The 17,962-nt window shown below is 71.0% G+C and carries 13 protein-coding genes and 2 pseudogenes; 5 read left to right on the top strand and 10 right to left on the bottom strand.

The annotated features are described in order from the left end of the window. Positions 1-63 precede the first annotated feature (63 nt). The gene (gene ccrA / locus OJ254_RS30595) at positions 64-1,392 is read left to right on the top strand and encodes a crotonyl-CoA carboxylase/reductase (RefSeq protein ID WP_265364974.1); all 1,329 of its coding nucleotides are present in this window, start codon (positions 64-66) and stop codon (positions 1,390-1,392) included. A 29-nt stretch (positions 1,393-1,421) separates the two neighbouring features. Here ccrA and OJ254_RS30600 read toward each other — a convergent pair whose 3' ends face one another. After that, positions 1,422-1,892, bottom strand: coding sequence for a RidA family protein (locus OJ254_RS30600; protein ID WP_261955229.1), 471 nt, complete (start codon positions 1,890-1,892; stop codon positions 1,422-1,424). A gap of 42 nt (positions 1,893-1,934) precedes the next feature. Further along, on the bottom strand, positions 1,935-3,197 hold the full coding sequence (locus OJ254_RS30605; RefSeq protein ID WP_265364975.1) for a multidrug effflux MFS transporter: 1,263 nt from the start codon (positions 3,195-3,197) through the stop codon (positions 1,935-1,937). 227 nt (positions 3,198-3,424) lie between these two features. Between OJ254_RS30605 and OJ254_RS30610 the strand changes: the two genes are divergently transcribed. Continuing rightward, a complete protein-coding gene (locus OJ254_RS30610; protein ID WP_265364976.1) occupies positions 3,425-4,237 on the top strand; it encodes a PhzF family phenazine biosynthesis protein in 813 nt (270 codons plus the stop codon). Positions 4,238-4,326: 89 nt separating this feature from the next. On the opposite strand, the gene OJ254_RS30615 is transcribed toward OJ254_RS30610, so the two are convergent. The 8 genes and pseudogenes from OJ254_RS30615 to OJ254_RS30650 form a co-directional block, all read right to left on the bottom strand. After that, positions 4,327-5,358: a zinc-binding dehydrogenase gene (locus OJ254_RS30615; RefSeq protein WP_423835987.1), complete on the bottom strand. Its 1,032-nt coding sequence runs from the start codon at positions 5,356-5,358 to the stop codon at positions 4,327-4,329. 71 nt (positions 5,359-5,429) lie between these two features. Then, positions 5,430-6,484, bottom strand: a pseudogene (locus OJ254_RS30620) (prephenate dehydrogenase). Between the two features lie 15 nt (positions 6,485-6,499). Then, positions 6,500-7,816: an aminotransferase-like domain-containing protein gene (locus OJ254_RS30625; RefSeq protein WP_265364977.1), complete on the bottom strand. Its 1,317-nt coding sequence runs from the start codon at positions 7,814-7,816 to the stop codon at positions 6,500-6,502. Further along, positions 7,816-8,730 carry a phytanoyl-CoA dioxygenase family protein gene (locus tag OJ254_RS30630; protein WP_341483762.1) on the bottom strand — a complete coding sequence of 305 codons (915 nt, stop codon included), beginning with the start codon at positions 8,728-8,730 and terminating at the stop codon, positions 7,816-7,818. Before OJ254_RS30630 ends, OJ254_RS30625 begins: the two co-directional genes overlap by 1 nt. Then, complete coding sequence (locus OJ254_RS30635) at positions 8,727-10,010, bottom strand: alpha-hydroxy acid oxidase (protein WP_265364978.1); 1,284 nt, start codon at positions 10,008-10,010, stop codon at positions 8,727-8,729. Before OJ254_RS30635 ends, OJ254_RS30630 begins: the two co-directional genes overlap by 4 nt. Then, a complete protein-coding gene (gene hppD / locus OJ254_RS30640; protein ID WP_265364979.1) occupies positions 10,007-11,092 on the bottom strand; it encodes a 4-hydroxyphenylpyruvate dioxygenase in 1,086 nt (361 codons plus the stop codon). Before hppD ends, OJ254_RS30635 begins: the two co-directional genes overlap by 4 nt. A gap of 352 nt (positions 11,093-11,444) precedes the next feature. After that, positions 11,445-12,074: a response regulator transcription factor gene (locus tag OJ254_RS30645; RefSeq protein ID WP_265364980.1), complete on the bottom strand. Its 630-nt coding sequence runs from the start codon at positions 12,072-12,074 to the stop codon at positions 11,445-11,447. Positions 12,075-12,871: 797 nt separating this feature from the next. Beyond that, positions 12,872-13,183 (bottom strand): hypothetical protein, encoded by a 312-nt coding sequence (locus OJ254_RS30650; RefSeq protein ID WP_265364981.1) that lies wholly within the window; start codon positions 13,181-13,183, stop codon positions 12,872-12,874. 364 nt (positions 13,184-13,547) lie between these two features. Between OJ254_RS30650 and OJ254_RS30655 the strand changes: the two genes are divergently transcribed. The 3 genes and pseudogenes from OJ254_RS30655 (at position 13,548) to OJ254_RS30665 (ending at position 17,954) form a co-directional block, all read left to right on the top strand. Beyond that, the gene (locus OJ254_RS30655) at positions 13,548-14,378 is read left to right on the top strand and encodes a serine/threonine-protein kinase (RefSeq protein WP_265364982.1); all 831 of its coding nucleotides are present in this window, start codon (positions 13,548-13,550) and stop codon (positions 14,376-14,378) included. Further along, on the top strand, positions 14,348-14,806 hold the full coding sequence (locus tag OJ254_RS30660) for a hypothetical protein (RefSeq protein WP_265364983.1): 459 nt from the start codon (positions 14,348-14,350) through the stop codon (positions 14,804-14,806). Before OJ254_RS30655 ends, OJ254_RS30660 begins: the two co-directional genes overlap by 31 nt. Before the next feature lie 107 nt (positions 14,807-14,913). Beyond that, positions 14,914-17,954 (top strand): annotated as a pseudogene (locus tag OJ254_RS30665) (helicase-related protein). Positions 17,955-17,962 lie beyond the last annotated feature (8 nt).

Genomic DNA, 17,962 nt, shown 5'->3' on the forward strand with positions numbered 1-17,962 from the left:
GTGTGGTCTTCCATGGCGGCGTGAAGGCACGTGAAAGAGGCACCGCCAGGGAGGAGCCGCACCGTGCACGAACTCGTCGCCGCCCTGCTCGATCCGGACGTCACGGCCCGGGAGCTCGCCGCGCTGCCCCTGCCACGGACGTACCGGGCGGTGACCGTGCACCGCGCGGACGCCGCACTGTTCACCGGGGTGCCGCACGAAGAGCGCGACCCGCGTGCCTCGCTGCACCTCGACGAGGTGCCGGTCCCCGAGCCGGGGCACGCCGAGGTGCTGGTCGCGGTGATGGCCTCGTCGGTCAACCACCACACCATCGCGTCCGCGCTGTTCGAGCCGGAGCCGACCTTCCGCTCCCTGGCGGAGTACGCCCGCAGGTCACCGGCCGGGCGGCGGCACGACCTGCCGTACCACGTCCTGGGGTCGGACCTCTCCGGCGTGGTCCTGCGCACCGGACCCGGCGTCAGCCACTGTCGGCCCGGTGACGAGGTCGTCGCGCACTGCCTCGTGGTGGAGCTGGACGGCCAGGACGACGCGATACGCGTGCCGGCGCAGCGCGTCTGGGGATACGAGACCAACTTCGGCGGACTGGCGGAACTCGCGCTGGTCAAGGCCACCCAGCTGATGCCCAAGCCGCCGCATCTGACGTGGGAGGAGGCCGCCTGCTGCGGGCTGGTCAACTCCACCGCGTACCGGCAGCTCGTCTCCCACAACGGTGCGGCCATGAAGCAGGGGGACACCGTTCTGATCTGGGGCGCGGCGGGCGGGCTGGGTTCGTTCGCCACGCAGTACGCGCTGGCCGGCGGGGCCACGCCGGTGTGTGTGGTCTCATCGCCGGAGAAGGCCGCGCTGTGCCACGGGATGGGCGCGGACCTGGTCATCGACCGCTCGGCCGAGGACTACCAGTTCTGGAAGGCCCCGGAGACCCCCGACCCGGGTGAGTGGCGGCGCTTCGCCCGGCATGTGCGGGACCTCACCGGTGGGGAGGATCCGGACATCGTCTTCGAGCATCCGGGGCGGGACACCTTCGCCGCCTCGGTGTACGCGGCCCGGCGCGGCGGCACCGTGGTCACCTGTGCCTCCACCACGGGCCCCGGGCAGCTCTACGACAACCGCTCACTGTGGACCGGGCTCAAGCGGATCCTCGGTACGCACTTCGCCAGCTACCGGGAGGCGTGGGAGGCCAACCGCCTGGTTTTCAAGGGCCGCATCCATCCGCCGCTGTCCGTCACCCACCCCCTGGAGGCCACCACCGATGCCGTGGCCGCCGTACGGGCGGGCCACCACCGCGGGAAGGTAGGCATCCGCTGCCTCGCGCCGCGGGACGGTCTGGGCGTACGCGACCCGGAGCTCCGCGAGGACCTGCTGCCGTGGCTCACCCTCTTCCGGGACGGTTGAGCCCCGGAAGAGGGCGCACGGCGCGAGCGTCAGGCGTCGATGCGCACCACGGCCTCGATCTCGACCGCGATGCCGAAGGGGAGGGCCATCATGCCGACGGCGGAGCGGGCGTGCGAGCCGCGCTCGGAGCCGAAGACGTCGGTGAGGAGGTCGGAGGCGCCCTCCGCGACCACGTGCTGTTCCTGGAAATCGGGGGCGGACTGCACCATCACGAGCAGTTTGACGAATTCCCGTATCCGGTCCAGATCACCGAGTTCGGCGTTGAGCGCGGAGAGGATGTTCAACGTGACGAGCCGGGCGGCTTCCTTGCCCTCGTCGATGGTGAAATCCGCGCCCAGGCGTCCCCGGTATTTCACCGAGCCGTCCGGATTCAGCGGGCCGTGCCCGGAGACGAAGACGAGATCACCGACCGTCTTCGTCGGCACGTAATTCGCCAGCTTCGGCAGCAGCGGCGGCAGCGTCAGTCCGAGTTCTTCCAGCCGGCGGGATACCTGACCCATTGCTTCTTTCCCCTCAATTGTGCGTACGTGAATACGTGGTGGTCATTCGTCGGTCGGTGTGGCGGAGGCCACCGGCGCGGCGGGCGGGGCCGCCTGCGGTGCCTCGGGTTCGGTGGCGGAACGGGCCGTGACGGCCCGCAGGCAGTGGAATGCGGTCAGTCCGGTCAGCGCGAGGACCGCGACCAGGATCGCGAACGACCTGATGTCCGGCGGGATCTTGCTGACGACCAGGGACGCGAAGCTGCCGCCGGCCATCTGGACCGCCCCCAGCAGCCCGGAGGCGGCGCCGGCCATGGCGGGGAAGGAGGTCACCCCGCCCGCCACGGACATCGGGAAGAGGAAGCCGTTGCCGATGGTCACGGCCGTCATCAGCACGAGCAGCGGCCAGGGGGTCTGCGGATCGGTCAGCCCCACCGCCAGCAGCACCAGGGCGCCGCTGGAGAAGATCAGGTGGCCCCGGACGAGCAGCCGGTCGATGGAGTGGCGCTGGACCAGGCGGCGCGAGACGAGGTTGCCGGTGATGTACGCGGCGGCGATGCTGATGTAGCAGTAGCCGTTGATCTCGGTGCTCATGCCCAGGCGCTGGAAGATCACCGGTGAGGCGACCAGATAGCCGGTGTAAACGGCGTACCCCACACCGAGGTTGAGGCCGTACCCCCAGAATTTGCCGCTCACCAGCAGCCGGCGGTAGTTCCCCACCGTCGTGCGCAGCCGCCGTGCGCGGCGTTCCGCGGGCAGCGACTCGGGCACCCTGAGCGCGACGGCGAGCACGGTGACCAGGGCGATCAGCGCGGTCAGGAAGAACGGCGCGCGCCAGGAGAGGTAGGTGGTCAGATAGCCGCCCATGAGCGGGGAGATGGCCGGCGAGGCGCCCACCACCGGCATGATCGTGGTGAAGACGCGGGCCGCGGTCTGCTGGCCGTAGAGGTCGCCGACGATGGCCCGGGCCAGTACGAGACCGGCGCCCGCGCCGAGCGCCTGGAGGAGGCGCGCGCCGGCGAAGACCGCGATGTTCGGGGAGAGGGCGCAGCCGAGCGAGGCCACCGCGTAGAGCGTGAAGCCGCCGATGACGAGCCGCCGCCGGCCGATCGCGTCGGACCAGGGGCCGTAGATGAGCTGGGCGACGAGCAGGCCGACCAGATACGGGCTGAAGGTCGCCTGGACCGCGGAGACGGAGGTGCCGAGGGCGTGGGCGGTCTGCGCCAGGCCGGGGAGGTTGATGTCGGAGGACATCAGGCCGCCCACGCTCAAGGAGATGAGCACCGCGAGAAGTAAGGGCGGGACTTTGGCTTCCGTGGTCTGCATGCATGCCCTTCCGGACGCGGAATGCGCCCCCTGGGCCCGCCGCCTCGATTCCGGGGCGGTGGCCGGCGGTTCGACGTTCGGATCTGAATCCTAGTGATCGCGTGGAGGGGTAAACAGGCTCCTCTCGGACCGTTCCCCCTGATCCGATGGGCGCCGGAATGCGGTACCAATAGCGGCAACTGCCCTCATTTCACCCCTTGGGGCCTTACCGACAGTAGCTTCAAGCCATGCGCACCTTCATCGTCGATGCGTTCACCGACCGGCCGTTCGCCGGTAATCCCGCCGCTGTGTGTCTGCTCGAGAAGCCGGCCGAGGTGGCCTGGATGCAGCAGGTCGCGGCCGAACTCAATTTGTCGGAAACCGCTTTCGTGCACCGCGTCGGGCAGAACTCCTACGGGCTGCGGTGGTTCACGCCGACGGTGGAGGTGGACCTCTGCGGTCACGCCACCCTGGCCACCGCCCATGTGCTCCACACGACGCGGGCCGCCGCCCACGACTCCCCCCTGCGCTTCGAGACGCTGAGCGGGGTGCTCACCGCCCGGCGGCACGGCCGCGGTGACATCACCCTGGACTTCCCGGCGGACCCGCCGGCCGCCGAGCCGGTGCCGTTGGGGCTGGCCAAGGCGCTGGGCACCGACCCGGTGTGGACCGGCCGGGCCCGGCACGACCTGCTGGTGGAACTGGCGGAAGCCGCCGCGGTACGGGACCTGGCCCCGGACATCGTCGCGCTGGCCGCCTTCAGCGGCCGGGCGGTCATCGTGACCGCGGCGGCCCCGGAGGACGCCGACCACGACTTCGTCTCCCGGGTCTTCGCCCCGGCCGCCGGCATACCCGAGGACCCCGTCACCGGCGCCGCCCACTGCGTACTGGCCCCCTTCTGGTCCGAGCGGCTCGGCCGGACCGAGCTGACCGGCCTCCAACTGTCGCCCCGCGGCGGCCGGGTGGGCGTCGAGCTGCGCGGTGACCGGGTGACCCTGCTGGGGCAGGCCGTGACGGTGTTCAACGGGGAGCTGAGTACGACGAGCGCGACGGGGAGCTGACGCGGTACGGCGGCCGGCCCGACGACGTGCGCCCCGCTTCCCGGTACGGCCGGAAAGCGGGGCGCGGGAACGAGACGGCCGGCCGGTCCTCAGGGGCGGATGAGCACCTTGAGGGCCTCGCGTTCGGCCATGGCCTTGTAGCCGTCCGGGACACCGTCCAGCCCGACGGTGCGGTCGAAGACCGCGGACGCGTCGAGACGTCCGGACAGCACGTCGGGGAGGAGCTCGGGGGCGTAGGCCCGGGCCGGGGCGACGCCGCCGGCGAGGGTGACGTTGCGGCGGTAGAAGCGCCGTGCGTCGACGCCGTCGCCGTCCTGGGGCACGCCGACGTAGCCGACGGCACCGCCGGGGCGGGCCATGTCCAGGGCGTCCCGCAGGGCCGCGCCGGTCCCGACGCACTCCAGCACCGCGTGCGCCCCGTGGCCGCCGGTGAGCTCCTTGACCCGCTCGACGGCCTCGGTGCCGCGCTCCGGCACCACCTCCACGGCGCCGAACCGCCGCGCGAGGTCCGTCCGCGCGGTGTGCCGGCCGAGGACGATGATGCGCTCCGCGCCCAGCCGGGAGGCGGCCAGCACGCCGCACAGTCCGACCGCGCCGTCCCCCACCACGGCGACCGTCCGGCCCGGGCCGACCCGCGCGGCGCGGGCCGCGTGGTGCCCCGTGCACAGCACGTCGGACAGGGCCAGCACCGCCGGCACCCGGGGGTCGTCCGGCTCCATCGGGAGCGGGAGGAGCGTGCCGTCGGCCTGCGGGACGCGGACCGCCTCGCCCTGGCCGCCGTCCAGCTCACCGCCCCAGAACCCGCCGTTCAGGCAGGAGTTGGGCAGCCCGTCCCGGCAGAACTCGCAACGGCCGTCGGACCACTTGAAGGGCGCGAGGACGAGGTCTCCGCGGCGTACGGAGGTGACCTCGGCGCCGGTCTCCTCGACCACGCCGATGAATTCGTGCCCGAGCCGCACCCCGTCCGGGTTCGGCGGCATCTTCCCGTAGCGCCACAGGTCGCTGCCGCAGATCGCGGCGTGGGTGACCCGCACCACGGCGTCGGTCGGCCGGTCGATCCGGGCGTCGGGCACCTCCTTCACCTGGACGTCCCCTGCCCCGAACATCACTGCTGCCCGCACGGTCGTACTCCTGGATTCGCTCGACGAGGGCCGGTCCGGCCCGGTATGGCTCGGGGGTCACGCGCGGCGCGCTAGGCGTGGACGGTCCACTCGCGGCGCCGGAGTTCGGCCGTGAGTGTGCCGGCCGAGCCGTCCGCCACCAGGAGTTCCGCCAGTCCGGCGGAGCCGTCCGTGGCGTGCTCCAGGCGGACGTCCTCGATGTTCGCCCCCACCGCCGAAGCGGCGGAGAGCAGTCGGGCCAGCTCACCCGCCCGGTCACGCAGGACCACCCGAACTGATCTGTACGCTACGGCAGTTCCGCCGTGTTTGCCGGGGATCCGGGCATATCCCGCGTTGCCCCGTTCGAGCAGCGCGGTCAGCTCCGCCGGGCCGGCTCGCGCAGCGCGCGGCGTACGGCGTCCAGGTCGCCGGCCAGCCCGTCCAGCACGGCCGCCACGGCCTCCGCGTTGGTCGCCAGGATGTCCGTCCACAGATCGGCGTCGCCCGCGGCGATCCGGGTGACGTCGCGCAGCCCCTGGCCGGCGAGCCGCAGCGCCACCTCTTCCCCGTCGTCCAGCCGGGCCGCCAACAAGGTGGCGAGGAGGTGCGGGACGTGGGAGATGAGCGCGACGGCGTGGTCATGGGCGTCGGCGTCGAGGACGACCGGCGTCCCGCCGCACAGCCGGACCAGTTCCAGCGCCCGCCCCAGTACGGCCGGTTCGGTGGCCGGGTCGGGTGTGAGCACCCAGGGCCGGCCCTCGAACAGCTCGGCCCGGGCCGCCAGCGGACCCGAGCGTTCCCGTCCCGCCATGGGGTGTCCGCCGACGAAGGAGGCCAGGTCACCGCCGCGGGCCGCGATCTCGTCCAGCGGCGGCCCCTTCACGCTGCCGACGTCGGTGTACGCCCGCGCCAGACCGTTCTTCTGGTGCTCCTCCAGAACGCCGGCCACGCTCCCGGGCGGTACGGCGAGCACCGCGAGGTCCACCGGTCCGGGCGGTGCGCCGGCCGTCCCGGCGCCCAGCGCGGCGGCGGTGCGGGCCGCGGCGCCGTCCCGGTCGATGAGATGGGTCGTGATGCCCCGCGCCGCCAGGGCGAGGGCGACGGAGGTCCCGATGAGCCCGGTGCCGACGACGGCGACGGTACGCAGTGCATTCGCGGTCATCTACTGTCCCCGGGTGATCCGCTGGATGATGTGCGCGGCGAGCCGGCGCACCCCTTCCTCGATCCGCTCGGGCGTCAAGTAGCTGGCAGACAGCCGTAGTTGCCGCTCTCCACCGTCGCCCAGGTAGAAGTAGCTCATCGGGGTCCAGATGACGCCGTGGTCGCGGGCCGACTCCTCCAGGAAGGCGTTGTCGACGGCGAACGGCAGGGTCAGGACGAGGAAGAACCCGCCGTCCGGCACGTTCCACCGCACCTCCCACCGGTCCTGCGGCAGGTGGCGCGCGAGGGCGGCCAGCAGCGCCTCCATGTTGCCGCGGTAGAACTCGATGAGGTCCTTGTTGGCGTCGCGCAGCCGGCACCCGTGGGCGAGGAGCATGCCCCCGATGGCCGCCTGGGCGATCGCCGGGGTGTTCACCGTGACCATGCTCTTGATCTTGGACAGTTCGTCGGCGAGCAGGGTGCGCTCGCCGTTCTCACCGATGACCGGCTGGTCGGCGATGACGTAGCCGACCCGGGCCCCTGGGAAGCAGGTCTTGGCGAACGAGCCGAAGTAGATCACCCGGTGCCGGGTGTCCAGGGACTTCAGGGTGGGCCGCTGCTCCCCGGTGCGGCTGAAGAACCCGTACGGGTTGTCCTCCAGCAGCAACAGGTCCTCCTCCGCCGCGAGATCGAGCAGCGCGTGCCGCTTCCCGGTGGGCATGGACGCCCCGGAGGGATTGGCGAAGTCCGGGATCACGTACACCGCGCGCGGCCGCTTGCCCCGGGCGCGGAGCTCCCGGACGGTGGCGCGCAGCGCGTCGAGGTCCAGGCCGGTGTCGTCCTCGGGCACCGGGACGGTCGCGGCGTCCAGCAGCCGCGCGGCGCCCGTGATGCCGACGTAGCCGGGGTCGGTGACCAGCAGGACGTCGTCCGGGCCGGCGATCAGCGCCCGCAGGACCAGGAGCATCGCCTCCTGGCAGCCGACGGTGACCACGACGGCCGACGGGTCGGTGTGGATCCCCTCGTCGTGCGCGATCGTCCGGGCCACCAGGTCGTGGATCTGGCCGTTGGTGCGCCCGTACTGGAACAGCGCGGTGCGCACCTCCTCGGGTGAGCGGCCGAGGTCCTGCTCCAGGTGGCGCGTGTAGGTGTCGAGGTAGCCGCCGATCCGGTCCACCTCGAAGAACCCGTCGTAGGGGCGGCCCGGACCGAACGAGATCGCGTCGGGGTACCGCAGCGTGACCTCGTTGAGGAAGTTCATCACCTCAAGCAGCGGGTCCGAGAGGGACGCGTGCAGATCGGCCGGCCTGAGCTCGGCGTCCGGTCCGGGCCGCGGCATTACGCCTGCTCCTGCCAGAGCACCGGGCAGAAGTCCGGGTCCTGGTAGTCGGGGTTGCCGTTGGCGTCCTTGCGGACGAGGACGTCGTTGTTGTAGACGACCCGCTCGCCGGTGGAGATCTCGAACGGCCGCCACTGGTTCGTGCGGTCCTGCAGGTGGAACGAGACCGCCCGGCGCGGCCGGTCGCTGCGGTTGAGCCCGCTGCCGTGGTACGTGCGGCAGTGGTGGAAGCTGATGTGCCCCTTCGGGATGACGACGGGCACCTTGCGGACCGTCTCGTTGTTGAAGGCGGCGTTCTCCTCCAGCATCTCGTCGAGTTCGGAACGGTCCCGCTCGGCGAAGTGCTTGGTGGTCGCGTCGTTGCCGCCGATCTCCTTCCACCGGTGGCTGCCGTCGACCATGGTGATGGTGCCCATCTCCTCGTCACAGTCGTGGAAGGGGATGAAGGCGGTCAGCATCTCGTCGGAGGTGCAGGTCTGCCAGTAGTGCCGGTCGAAGTGCCAGGGCACGATGTTGCCCTCGTCCTCGGGACGCGGCGGCTTGTAGATCAGGGTGCTGTTCCACAGCCGTATCTGGCTGGTCTCCGCGATGCGCGCGGCGACCGCCCCGATGAGCGGCTTGGACAGGATGCTCCGGATCGTGTCGTCCTCGTAGAAGATGTAGTCGTTGTGCCGGTGGACGTCGCCCTTCTCCGGCTCCCAGTACGCCAGCCGCGGCGGCCGGACCGGAAGGGTCCGGTCCCGGTGACCGGCGTAGAACCGCTCACTGGCCTCCACGAGCGTGTCGACCTCGTCGTCGGTCAGCAGCTTCTTCGACAGGTACCAGCCGTGCTCCTGGTAGAACTGCACGTCGTCGTCGGTGGGCAGCAACGCCCGGTCGTGGTCGCTGAGCTGGAACGGCTCGGTGGTCATCATGGTCCTTTCCGAAGATCCGGGTCCTCGTACGATTCGTTCGGTGCCGCCGCGGCCGGGCCGTGGGCCAGCAGCTCCGGGCCGAGGGCGGCGAGGGAGGGTCGGCCGGCCAGCGCCATGGCGTCCTCCAGTTCGTCCCGCAGCAGGGTGAGCACCTCGCGCGCCCCGGCCTCTCCGCCGGCGGCCAGTCCCCACAGCACGGGTCTGCCGACGAAGACCGCCCGGGCGCCCAGCGCCAGCGCCTTCAGCACGTCGGTCCCGTGCCGGATGCCCCCGTCGAGGAACACCGGGCAGCGGCCGCCGACCGCCGCCACGACCTCCGGCAGCGCGTCCAACGTGGCGACGGCGCCGTCGAGTTGGCGGCCCCCGTGGTTGGACACCACGATCCCGTCGATGCCGAGCCCGGCGGCGCGGGCCGCGTCCTCGGCGGTGAGGACGCCCTTGAGGACGAGCGGCAGCCGGGTCTGCTCCCGCAGCCAGTCCAGGTCGGACCAGCTCAGCGAGGGGTCGATGAAGGCGTCGGCGTGCCGGGCCAGGGCCGAGCTGCCGTCCTGCCGGTCGTGCAGGAATCCGGTGACCTCGCCGTCCAGGTTGCGGGCGGCGATGCCCGGGGGCAGGTGGAAGCCGTGCCGCACCTCGCGCAGCCGCCTGCCGAGCCGCGGGGTGTCCACGGTGAGCACCAGCGCGCGGAACCCGGCGGCCTCCGCGCGCCGCACCACCGTGCGCAGCACGTCCCGCCGGTGCAGCCAGTAGAGCTGTAGCCAGAGCGGTCCGGTGGCCTCGGCGGCGAGGTCCTCGAAGGTCCGGCTGGCGAAGATGCTGACGAGGGTCGGAACCCGCAGCCCCGGCCCACCGGCGGCCCGCACGGTGGCCACTTCGCCCTCCGCGCAGGCCAGTTGGTGGTACGCCATCGGCGCGACACCCAGGGGTGCGCCGATGGGGTCCCCCAGCACCGTGGTCGACAGATCACACCGGGAGACATCGGCCAGCACCCGGGGCCGGAGGCGGACCTGACGGTACGCGGCGCGGTTGGCCCGAACGGTGCTCTCCGTACCGGCGCCGCCCTGGAAGTAGTGCCATGTCGCGGCGGGCAGCCGGTCCTTGGCGAGCGCGGCGTACCCGCCGACGGTCAGCGGCCGGGGGTCGTGACCGGCGTCGGTGGCGGAGTCGGTGTCAGTGGCGGTGGCAGGGCCGGTGACTGGACCGGTGCCGGTGCCAGTGACTTGACCGGTGTCAGTGACTGGATCGGTACCGTTGACTGGATCGGTGCCGGTGTCAGTCATTGAGCGCCGGTGAGGGCCTGGGCCCGCTCGACCGCCTCGTAGAGGCCCTTGATGTTGCCGCTGCCGAAGGTCTGCGCGCCGCGCCGCTCGATGAGTTCGAGGAAGAACGTGCCGCGGGCGTGCGGCGAGCGGGTGAAGATCTGGTACAGCAGCCCCCAGTCGTCGCGGTCGGCGAGCACGCACAGGTCGCGCAGCACCTCCAGGTCGCCCCCGAGGGAGCCGACCCGGCCCTCCACCGCGTCGTAGTACGTGGCGGGTGTGTGCAGGAATTCCACCCCCTGCGCGGCGATGTGCGGCACGGCGGCGGCGATATCCGACGTACCGAATGCCAGATGCTGTACGCCGGCACCGCCGTGCGCGTCGAGGAAGGTGTCGATCTGCCCCGGCTTACGCCGCACATCGGGCTCCAGGAATGTGAAGGTGACGGCCCCGGACGGGCTGCGGACCACCTTGGATTCCATCGCCTGGTCCCCGACCTCGATGAACTCCTCGAATGCCTCGTCGAATCCGAGACCCTTTTCGTAAAAGGCCACGGTTTTGGCGAGTTCACCGGCCGGAAGGCAAACGGCGAAATGGTCGAGCGAATGCAGCTGCGCTTCGCCGGCGGCCTGCCCGCCGGCCTCCGGACCCGTCCACCGCAGCCGGGGATGCGGCAACTGCCGGTCCGCGTCCGCGTACTGCACGAAGGTGTGCACGGTGTCCCCGAACGCCCTGACCGCGGCGGACACGGCTACGGAGCCGTCCTCGTACGCGACCTCGGCCGGCTCGGCCACCACCTCCGCCCCGTTCTCGACGGCCCGCCGGAACACGCCCTCGGCGTCCCCGGTCCGCAGCGCGATATTGGCCACGCCGTCACCGTGGCGCGCCACATAGCGGGCCACCGGCCCGTCGGCGGTCAGATCGGAGGTCATCAGGAGGCGAATGCCCCCCTGTCCGAGAAGAATGGACCTGCGGTCCGCGAGCCCGGTTTCCGGACCCCCTTCGGCTAACGTTTCGAACCCGAATGCGGTGCGGTAGTAATAGGCGGCTTGCCGGGCATCCCCGACATGGAATTCGACATGGTTGACGGTGTAGTCGCTCAACGGGACCCCCGCTGTTTGTATGGCGAGATACGGCCCACCGGTCGCCTATATCGGGCGGCCGGCCGAACCGAAAGAGCGAAACAAAATTAACCGCTGGTTGACACCTGACAGAACACACCTTCGGAGACTTGCGGTTCCTCGATCGTCACCGGCCCCTGCTCCAATGGTCGCCCGCCGGACCGCCTCCAGGTGCCACCCAGTCATCGCCAACCACCCGAAAACGGCGTGCGGGTAGCCGTACGGCCCGGCCCGCAGCCTGTCCGGCTGCGGGCCGGTCCCCCGATCGTCACCGGCAGCCGCTCCGATGGTCGCCCAGGCGCGCCCCTCGGACGCCCACCACGCCAACGGTCAACTACCCAAATACCCCGTGCTGGTAGGCGTACAGCCCGGCCCGCAACCGGTCCGGCTGCCCGATCTTCCGCATGGCCTGCGTCAGATGCTTCTTGACGGTGGCCTCCGCCAGGAACAGCTCCGTGGCGATCTCCGCGTTGCTCAGCCCCCGCGCGAGCTTGCCGAGCACCGCCCGCTCCCGCTCGGTCAGACTGGCCTCGGCCGGACTGGGCCCGTCGATCGCCAGCGTCAGCTCGACCGGCTGCACCTTGGGCGCCGGCAGGAACACCGCACCGCCCAGCGCCACGGTCGTCACCGCGCGAATGATCTGCTCCTCATCCACCGCCGGATCGATACACCCGTGCACGCCCCCCGTGAGGACCTGGGAGACCTCCACGCTCGTCTCCGCGGGGTGCAGCAGTATCGCCTTCGCCCCCGGCGCACCGTTCACCGACACCAGCTTCTGCGCGGCCGCCGCATCCGCGGTCAGCCCTTCCCTCGTACCGACGAGGATGACCTCGGGCTGCTCCTCGCGCGACGCCTCGACGGCCTTCTTCGGATTCCCGAAACTGGCGACCACCCGCAACTCCGGCGCCGCGGTCAATATCGACCGCAACCCGGCCCGCGTCACCGACTGCTCCGCCACCAACATGACCCGCACCACGGGCCGGGCTAACGACTCGCCCGGCACCCCCGGCGCACCCGGCGCCCGGTACGCGTGCACGCTCCCGCCGTGCCCGTGAGCGCTCTCATAGGAGGCATGAAGACCTCCACCGTGCCCCTGACCGTGAAAACTCCCACCACCGGCCCCGTGAACACTCCCGCTACCGCCCCTCCGGTCGTCGCCGTGCTCCCGCTCGGCCGCCCGCTCCCGCTCCCTCGCCTTCCCTTGACCGTTTGCCTGCTCTTGACCGTTCGCCTCCCGCGGACTGCTCGCCTGCTCCCGTTGACCGCTCACCTGCTCCCGGCCATTCACCTGCACCTGGCCGTTCACCTGCGCTAACTGCCCTGCCTCCAGCACCGTGATCCCCCGTTCCTTCAGAGAACGTCTCTCGCCTCAGAACAATGTCGTCGAGCCGGTCAAACAGGACTGTAAGCCCGAATCACCTCCGAACTCCCGGCTCCCCGTTCACCATTGAGCAAAAAAACGACCGGTGCGTCGGTGCTTACTGGGAGCTATAGAGGGAGGTCAGAGGGGGTGGTTGCCCTGGTCATCAATTCGCCGTTGGACGCGCCGAGTTGGGAAGTGTGAGCCATGGAACCTTTCCGCTCCGAGGGGCCGCCGGAATGCGATGCGGAACGGGGTACCGAAACGTTGCGAAGCCGCGCCGAAATAGCCAAAGAGACGCTGGCCACATACCTCACGTCGCTCTCACCATGCATTCCGTATGGGCATGTCCAGCACGCCGGCAGGGCGTGTACGGGCCGCACCCCGCCAGCCGAGGGGACTCAGAGACCGTGCGCGTCCAGGGTCCGCAGCAGGTTCCGCTCCCGCCTCTGGCCGGCGCGCAGGGCGGTGAGGAATGCGGTGAACTCCGCTTCTGTGCCCAGACAGCGGTGGCCATCACGCATGCCAAGCAGCAGGCCGGTCAGCTGTTCGCAGATCGGGTTGCCGGTCTGCTGCTGGAGAGAGTCCGCCAAGCGCCGGTAGATGCCCAGTGCGTCGGCGGACCGGGTCGCACGCGCGAGCTCGACTCCGTACGCTCCGCCTCCCCGGACTCTTGCCGTGATCCATTCGGCGCAGACGTCGGTCACGGTCACCGCGTTCAGGTAACTCTGGTCGCGTGCGAAGGAGCGCGTCGGCGTGCACCCGCAGGTCACTTCACCGCAGCCGCCGGATCGGTCGTCGCCGAGTGCGTACAGGTGGCGGTGCTTGTCTGAAGGCGTGCATGTCCAGCGGGATGGGGCAGGGACGGTAGGCGACCCCAGTCTCAAATTGGTCGAGGTGACCACAAAGGCCGGATGAGGGGCCACAGTTGTCATGAACGACGCAGCCTGACTTCGTCTACGCATAGCCCTTGCGACAGCAGCCACACAGACCGTTACCCACGTTCCAGAAGTGGTCTAGCGTGTGACGGGCAGCGTCATCCCACCACGGCCCCTGTCCCCGAAAGAGAGGCCTCACGTGCACATTGCGCCCCTCAGCCCCGAGGACCCCGACGAACTGGGCGGGTACGAGCTGCTCGGCAGGATCGGGCACGGCGGCATGGGCCAGGTGTTCCTTGGCGAGTCACCGGGCGGGGAGCCAGCAGCGGTCAAGGTGATCAAGCCGTCCGTCGTGGACTCCGAGACGCGGCAGCGGTTCGCGCAGGAAGTGGAGATCCTCAAGACGGTGTACGGCGGACGGATCGCGGGCCTGTTGGATGCCGACCCGGAGGCGGATCGGCCGTGGCTGGCCACCGAGTACATCGAGGGGCTGGACCTGAGCAGGCACGTAGGCCGTCACGGCCCGCTGCCCGCCCTGCTCACCGCCTCGCTGGGAGCGACGCTCGCCGAGGGGCTGGCGACCGTGCACAAACAGGGTCTGCTGCACCGCGATCTCAAGCCCGCCAATGTGCTCCTCGGCCCCAACGGCCCGAAGATCATCGACTTCGGGCTCGCGGTGTTCGCCGAGTCGAGCGCGTCACTGACCGCTCCCCACACGGTCGTTGGCACCCCTTCCTGCATGCCGCCAGAGCAGGCCAACGGTGCGAAGCCGCTGACCCCGGCGGTCGACGTGTACGCACTGGGCGCCGTGCTGTTGTTCGCCGCCTCGGGCCACCTCCCCTACCGTGCCGACAATGTCCATGTGCTGTTCCACCAGGTCATCGATGCCGGCACCGCACCGGATCTGTCAGGGACACCGGCGGAGCTGGTGCCGCTGCTGACGGCGATGCTGACCCATCGGGCGCAGGACCGCCCCCCGCTCGACGACGTGGTGCGCCGGTGCCGGGGGCTGATCGAGGCCCAGGGCTGAAGGTCGCCCAGGCCCGACGCCGTCTCACCAGCTACACGGCCGCTCCGGAGCACTTCCTGGACGAGCTGCTCGGCGCCTCCCGGGCCGGGAGTTCCGCGAAGGGCCACTCGGACACGGCGGACGTTCCGGCCGACGCCCCGCCCGGCCGACCGCAGCCACCGGTACTGGCCCCGCCGTCACCACAACCGCTGGTGTCGCCCCCTGCCGCGCCCGGCAGCCTGTCCGCGGACTCTCCCAATGCGACGCCCGCAGAAGGCCCGGGCGAAGCGGAAGCATCCAGTGCGGCGCGCCCACAGACCACCGCACGGCCCGCCGCGCGCAGCAAGGACCATGGTCGCTCCGGACGGCGCTCACTGCTGCACAGCGCGCAGGTCCGGATCACCGCACAGCGGCTGCGCGAGGCCTACGCCGCCAGTACGCCCTTCTGATCCCCTACGCCCTGTCTGATCCCCCACGCCCCGCTGGCCCGCGATACTGACCGGGCCCGGTGAAGGACCCCGCCCCCTAAGACCCGAACCGCCCCAGGAGGCCATGAGTGACCGCCGTCCAGACCAGCGCAGAGCACAGCGGCGCCACCGCGGACCGGACGGTGCGGGAGCAGTACCCTGCCGGTGCTCAGGTCCTCGTACGGGACGAGGAGTGGCTGGTCAGAAGCTCCACCCCGACGACGGACGACGGCACCCGGCTCGACGTCGTCGGCGTGTCGGAGTTCGTACGCGACCAGGAGGCCGTGTTCTTCTCGGGCCTGGACCGCATCGAACTGCTGGACCCCCGTGACACCCGGCTGGTCCCGGACGACTCACCGAACTACCGGCGCTCCCGCCTGTTCCTGGAGGCGGTGTTGCGCCGCACCGCGTTGCCCCAGTCCGAGCGCCGCCTTGCCCTGGCCGACTCCTTCCTGCTGGACTCCCTGCCCTACCAGCGGCGCCCCGCCGAACTCGCCCTGTCCGGAGCAAACCTCCGCCCCCGCCTGCTGATCGCCGACGTGGTGGGACTGGGCAAGACCCTGGAGATCGGCCTGACGCTCGCCGAACTGATCCGTCGCGGCCGGGGCGAGCGCATCCTCGTCGTCACCCCGCAGCACGTGCTGGAGCAGTTCCAGCACGAACTGTGGACGAGGTTCTCCATCCCGCTGGTGCGGCTGGACTCGGTCGGCATCGAGCGGATCCAGCGGGAGATCCCGGCGGGCCGCAACCCCTTCCACTCCTTCAAGCGGGTCATCATCTCCGTCGACACCCTCAAGAACACCGACCAGTACCGGCACCACCTGGAGCAGATCCGCTGGGACGCGGTCGTCATCGACGAGTCCCACAACCTGATCAACCGCGGCTCACTACGCAACCAGCTCGCGCAGATCCTCGCCCCCCGCACCGACGCCCTGATCCTGGCCTCCGCCACCCCCCACAATGGCGACGCGCGGTCGTTCGCCGAGTTGATCGGCCTGTTGGACCCGGCGGCGATCCGGGACCCGGAGCGCTACCGCGCCGACGACATCAGGCACCTGTTCATCCGCCGGACGAAGGTCAGCCCCGAGGTCCGCGAGCAGATGAAGGGCCAGTGGGCGGACCGCGGCCCGTCCCGGTCGGTGCATTGCCCGGCGACGCCCGCCGAGGAGAAGATCTTCGAGGAGCTGGCGTCCGTCTGGCTGCCTCGCGACGGTAGTCCGTCGGTGAGCCCGGTCCCCCTCTTCCCGTACACCCTGCTGAAGTCGTTCCTGTCGTCCCACGCGGCGCTGAAGGCCACCGTCTCTGCGCGCATCAAGACGTTGGAGAAGAAGGACGACCCGCGCGGCACCGCCGACGAACTGGCAGCCCTGCAACGGCTGTCGGAGCTGGCCGCCGATCTCAGGGAGGCCGACTCGTCGAAGTTCGCCGCCCTGGTGCAGCAGCTCAAGGAGGACATCGGTGTCGGCCCGCACTCCGATGCGCGGGTCGTGGTGTTCTCCGAGCGCGTCCAGACCCTCCAGTGGCTGGCCGACGTGCTCCCGGCCGCGCTGGGGTTCAAGGGGCGGGCGGCCCGCGACTGCGTCCGGGTCATGCACGGCGGCCTCTCCGACGAGCAACAGATGGCCTGCGTGGAGGACTTCGGCCTGGCCGACACGTCCGTACGGGTACTGTTGACCGGCGATGTCGCCTCCGAGGGCGTCAACCTGCACCGCCAGTGCCACCAGCTGGTCCATTACGACGTGCCGTGGTCGCTGATCCGCATCGAGCAGCGCAACGGCCGCATCGACCGGTACGGGCAGGCTCGGCCGCCGCAGTTCCGCGCGCTGATCCTCACCAGTGAGGTCGACGGCGCCAAGGACGACACGGTGGTCGCCGAGCGGCTGCTGGACCGGGAGGGCCAGGCGCACCGCTCGCTGGGCACGGCGGAGGCCGTGACCGGCCTGTACCGGGCGGAGGCGGAGGAGAAGTCCCTCATCCAGGACCTGTTGCGGGGGAAGTCGGTGGACGAGTCCCTGGACTCCCACCGCTCCGGCGGAGACGGCGGGGACGCGGGAATGGACGACTTCCTCGCGGACTTCTTCGGCTCGGTCGGTGCGGAACCGGAGGCGCCGGCGCACCCAGCGGCCCAGGCCGGGTCGGCGGACGCCGCCGGTTCGAAGAACTCCGCGTCGCCGCCCGCACCGGGCACCGCTTCGACGGGGTCCGCAGGCACCGTCGCGTCGGCCGTGCTCCCCCGCCTCTTCGACTCCACCGCGCACTTCCTGGACGAGGCGCTGGGCGAGGTGTACCCGACGCCCACTCGCGGCTGGAGCTGGACCGCGACCCGCAGTCCGGTCTGCTCTCCTTCCGCCCGCCCTCGGACCTCGTCCACCGCCTCAAGGCCCTGCCCATGGACTACCTCCGTGAGCAGCGGCTGCGCGAACGGCTCCTGGTCACCTTCAACCGCCGCCTCGCCGAGCACTCCCTCCAGCGGGCCCGGGAGTCGTCCAGCTCCAGCTGGCCGGAGATTTCGCTGCTCACCGACCTGCATCCGGTGGTCGAGTGGCTCACCGACAAGGTCCTCGTCGGCATGGGCCGCCAGGAGGCCCCCATGATCACCGCGAATGTGACGGAGCCGGTCTTCCTCGTGCAGGGCGTGTACTCGAACACGCTCGGCAGGCCCACCGTCGTCAAGTGGATGGGCGTGACGCGCGCGGGTGCGGTCGACGACGACATGGTGTCGTTGCTGCGCCGCTGCGGGCTCGGCCCGCACACGGCCAACAAGCGCCACTTCCGCGACCCCGAGCCGCTGCACGAGGCCCTTCCCGACATCCTGCGCACGGCGGAGACGTTCCTCGACGAGCGCCGCGACGCCTGGGACGAGCCACTGCGCGAGCCCATCGCCGAGTACAAGCGCCGCCTTGCCACCTGGCACCAGCCGACGCTCGCCGGGGAGCGCACCAAGGAGCGGCTGGCCGACCTCGCCGACTCCCTGCTGACGACCGGACGGCCGCTGCTGCGGGTCCTGGCGGTGCTGCTGCCCGACCCCGACCGCGGGCGGGGCGATGACGGTCCGCCGCTCGTCACCCTCGGTCCCCCACCGCTGTCCTTGCCCGCCGTCTGGTGGCTCTCCACCCCCGTGACCCGCTGAGAGAAGCC

Source organism: Streptomyces endophytica (assembly GCF_026153355.1).
Lineage (GTDB): Bacteria > Actinomycetota > Actinomycetes > Streptomycetales > Streptomycetaceae > Streptomyces > Streptomyces endophytica.

Coding starts and splice junctions, on each gene's coding strand:
- OJ254_RS30600 (WP_261955229.1), bottom strand. CDS start 1,892: ATGGGTCAGGTATCCCGCCGGCTGGAAGAACTCGGACTGACGCTGCCG.
- OJ254_RS30605 (WP_265364975.1), bottom strand. CDS start 3,197: ATGCAGACCACGGAAGCCAAAGTCCCGCCCTTACTTCTCGCGGTGCTC.
- OJ254_RS30610 (WP_265364976.1), top strand. CDS start 3,425: ATGCGCACCTTCATCGTCGATGCGTTCACCGACCGGCCGTTCGCCGGT.
- OJ254_RS30625 (WP_265364977.1), bottom strand. CDS start 7,816: ATGCCGCGGCCCGGACCGGACGCCGAGCTCAGGCCGGCCGATCTGCAC.
- OJ254_RS30630 (WP_341483762.1), bottom strand. CDS start 8,730: ATGATGACCACCGAGCCGTTCCAGCTCAGCGACCACGACCGGGCGTTG.
- OJ254_RS30635 (WP_265364978.1), bottom strand. CDS start 10,010: ATGACTGACACCGGCACCGATCCAGTCAACGGTACCGATCCAGTCACT.
- OJ254_RS30645 (WP_265364980.1), bottom strand. CDS start 12,074: ATGTTGGTGGCGGAGCAGTCGGTGACGCGGGCCGGGTTGCGGTCGATA.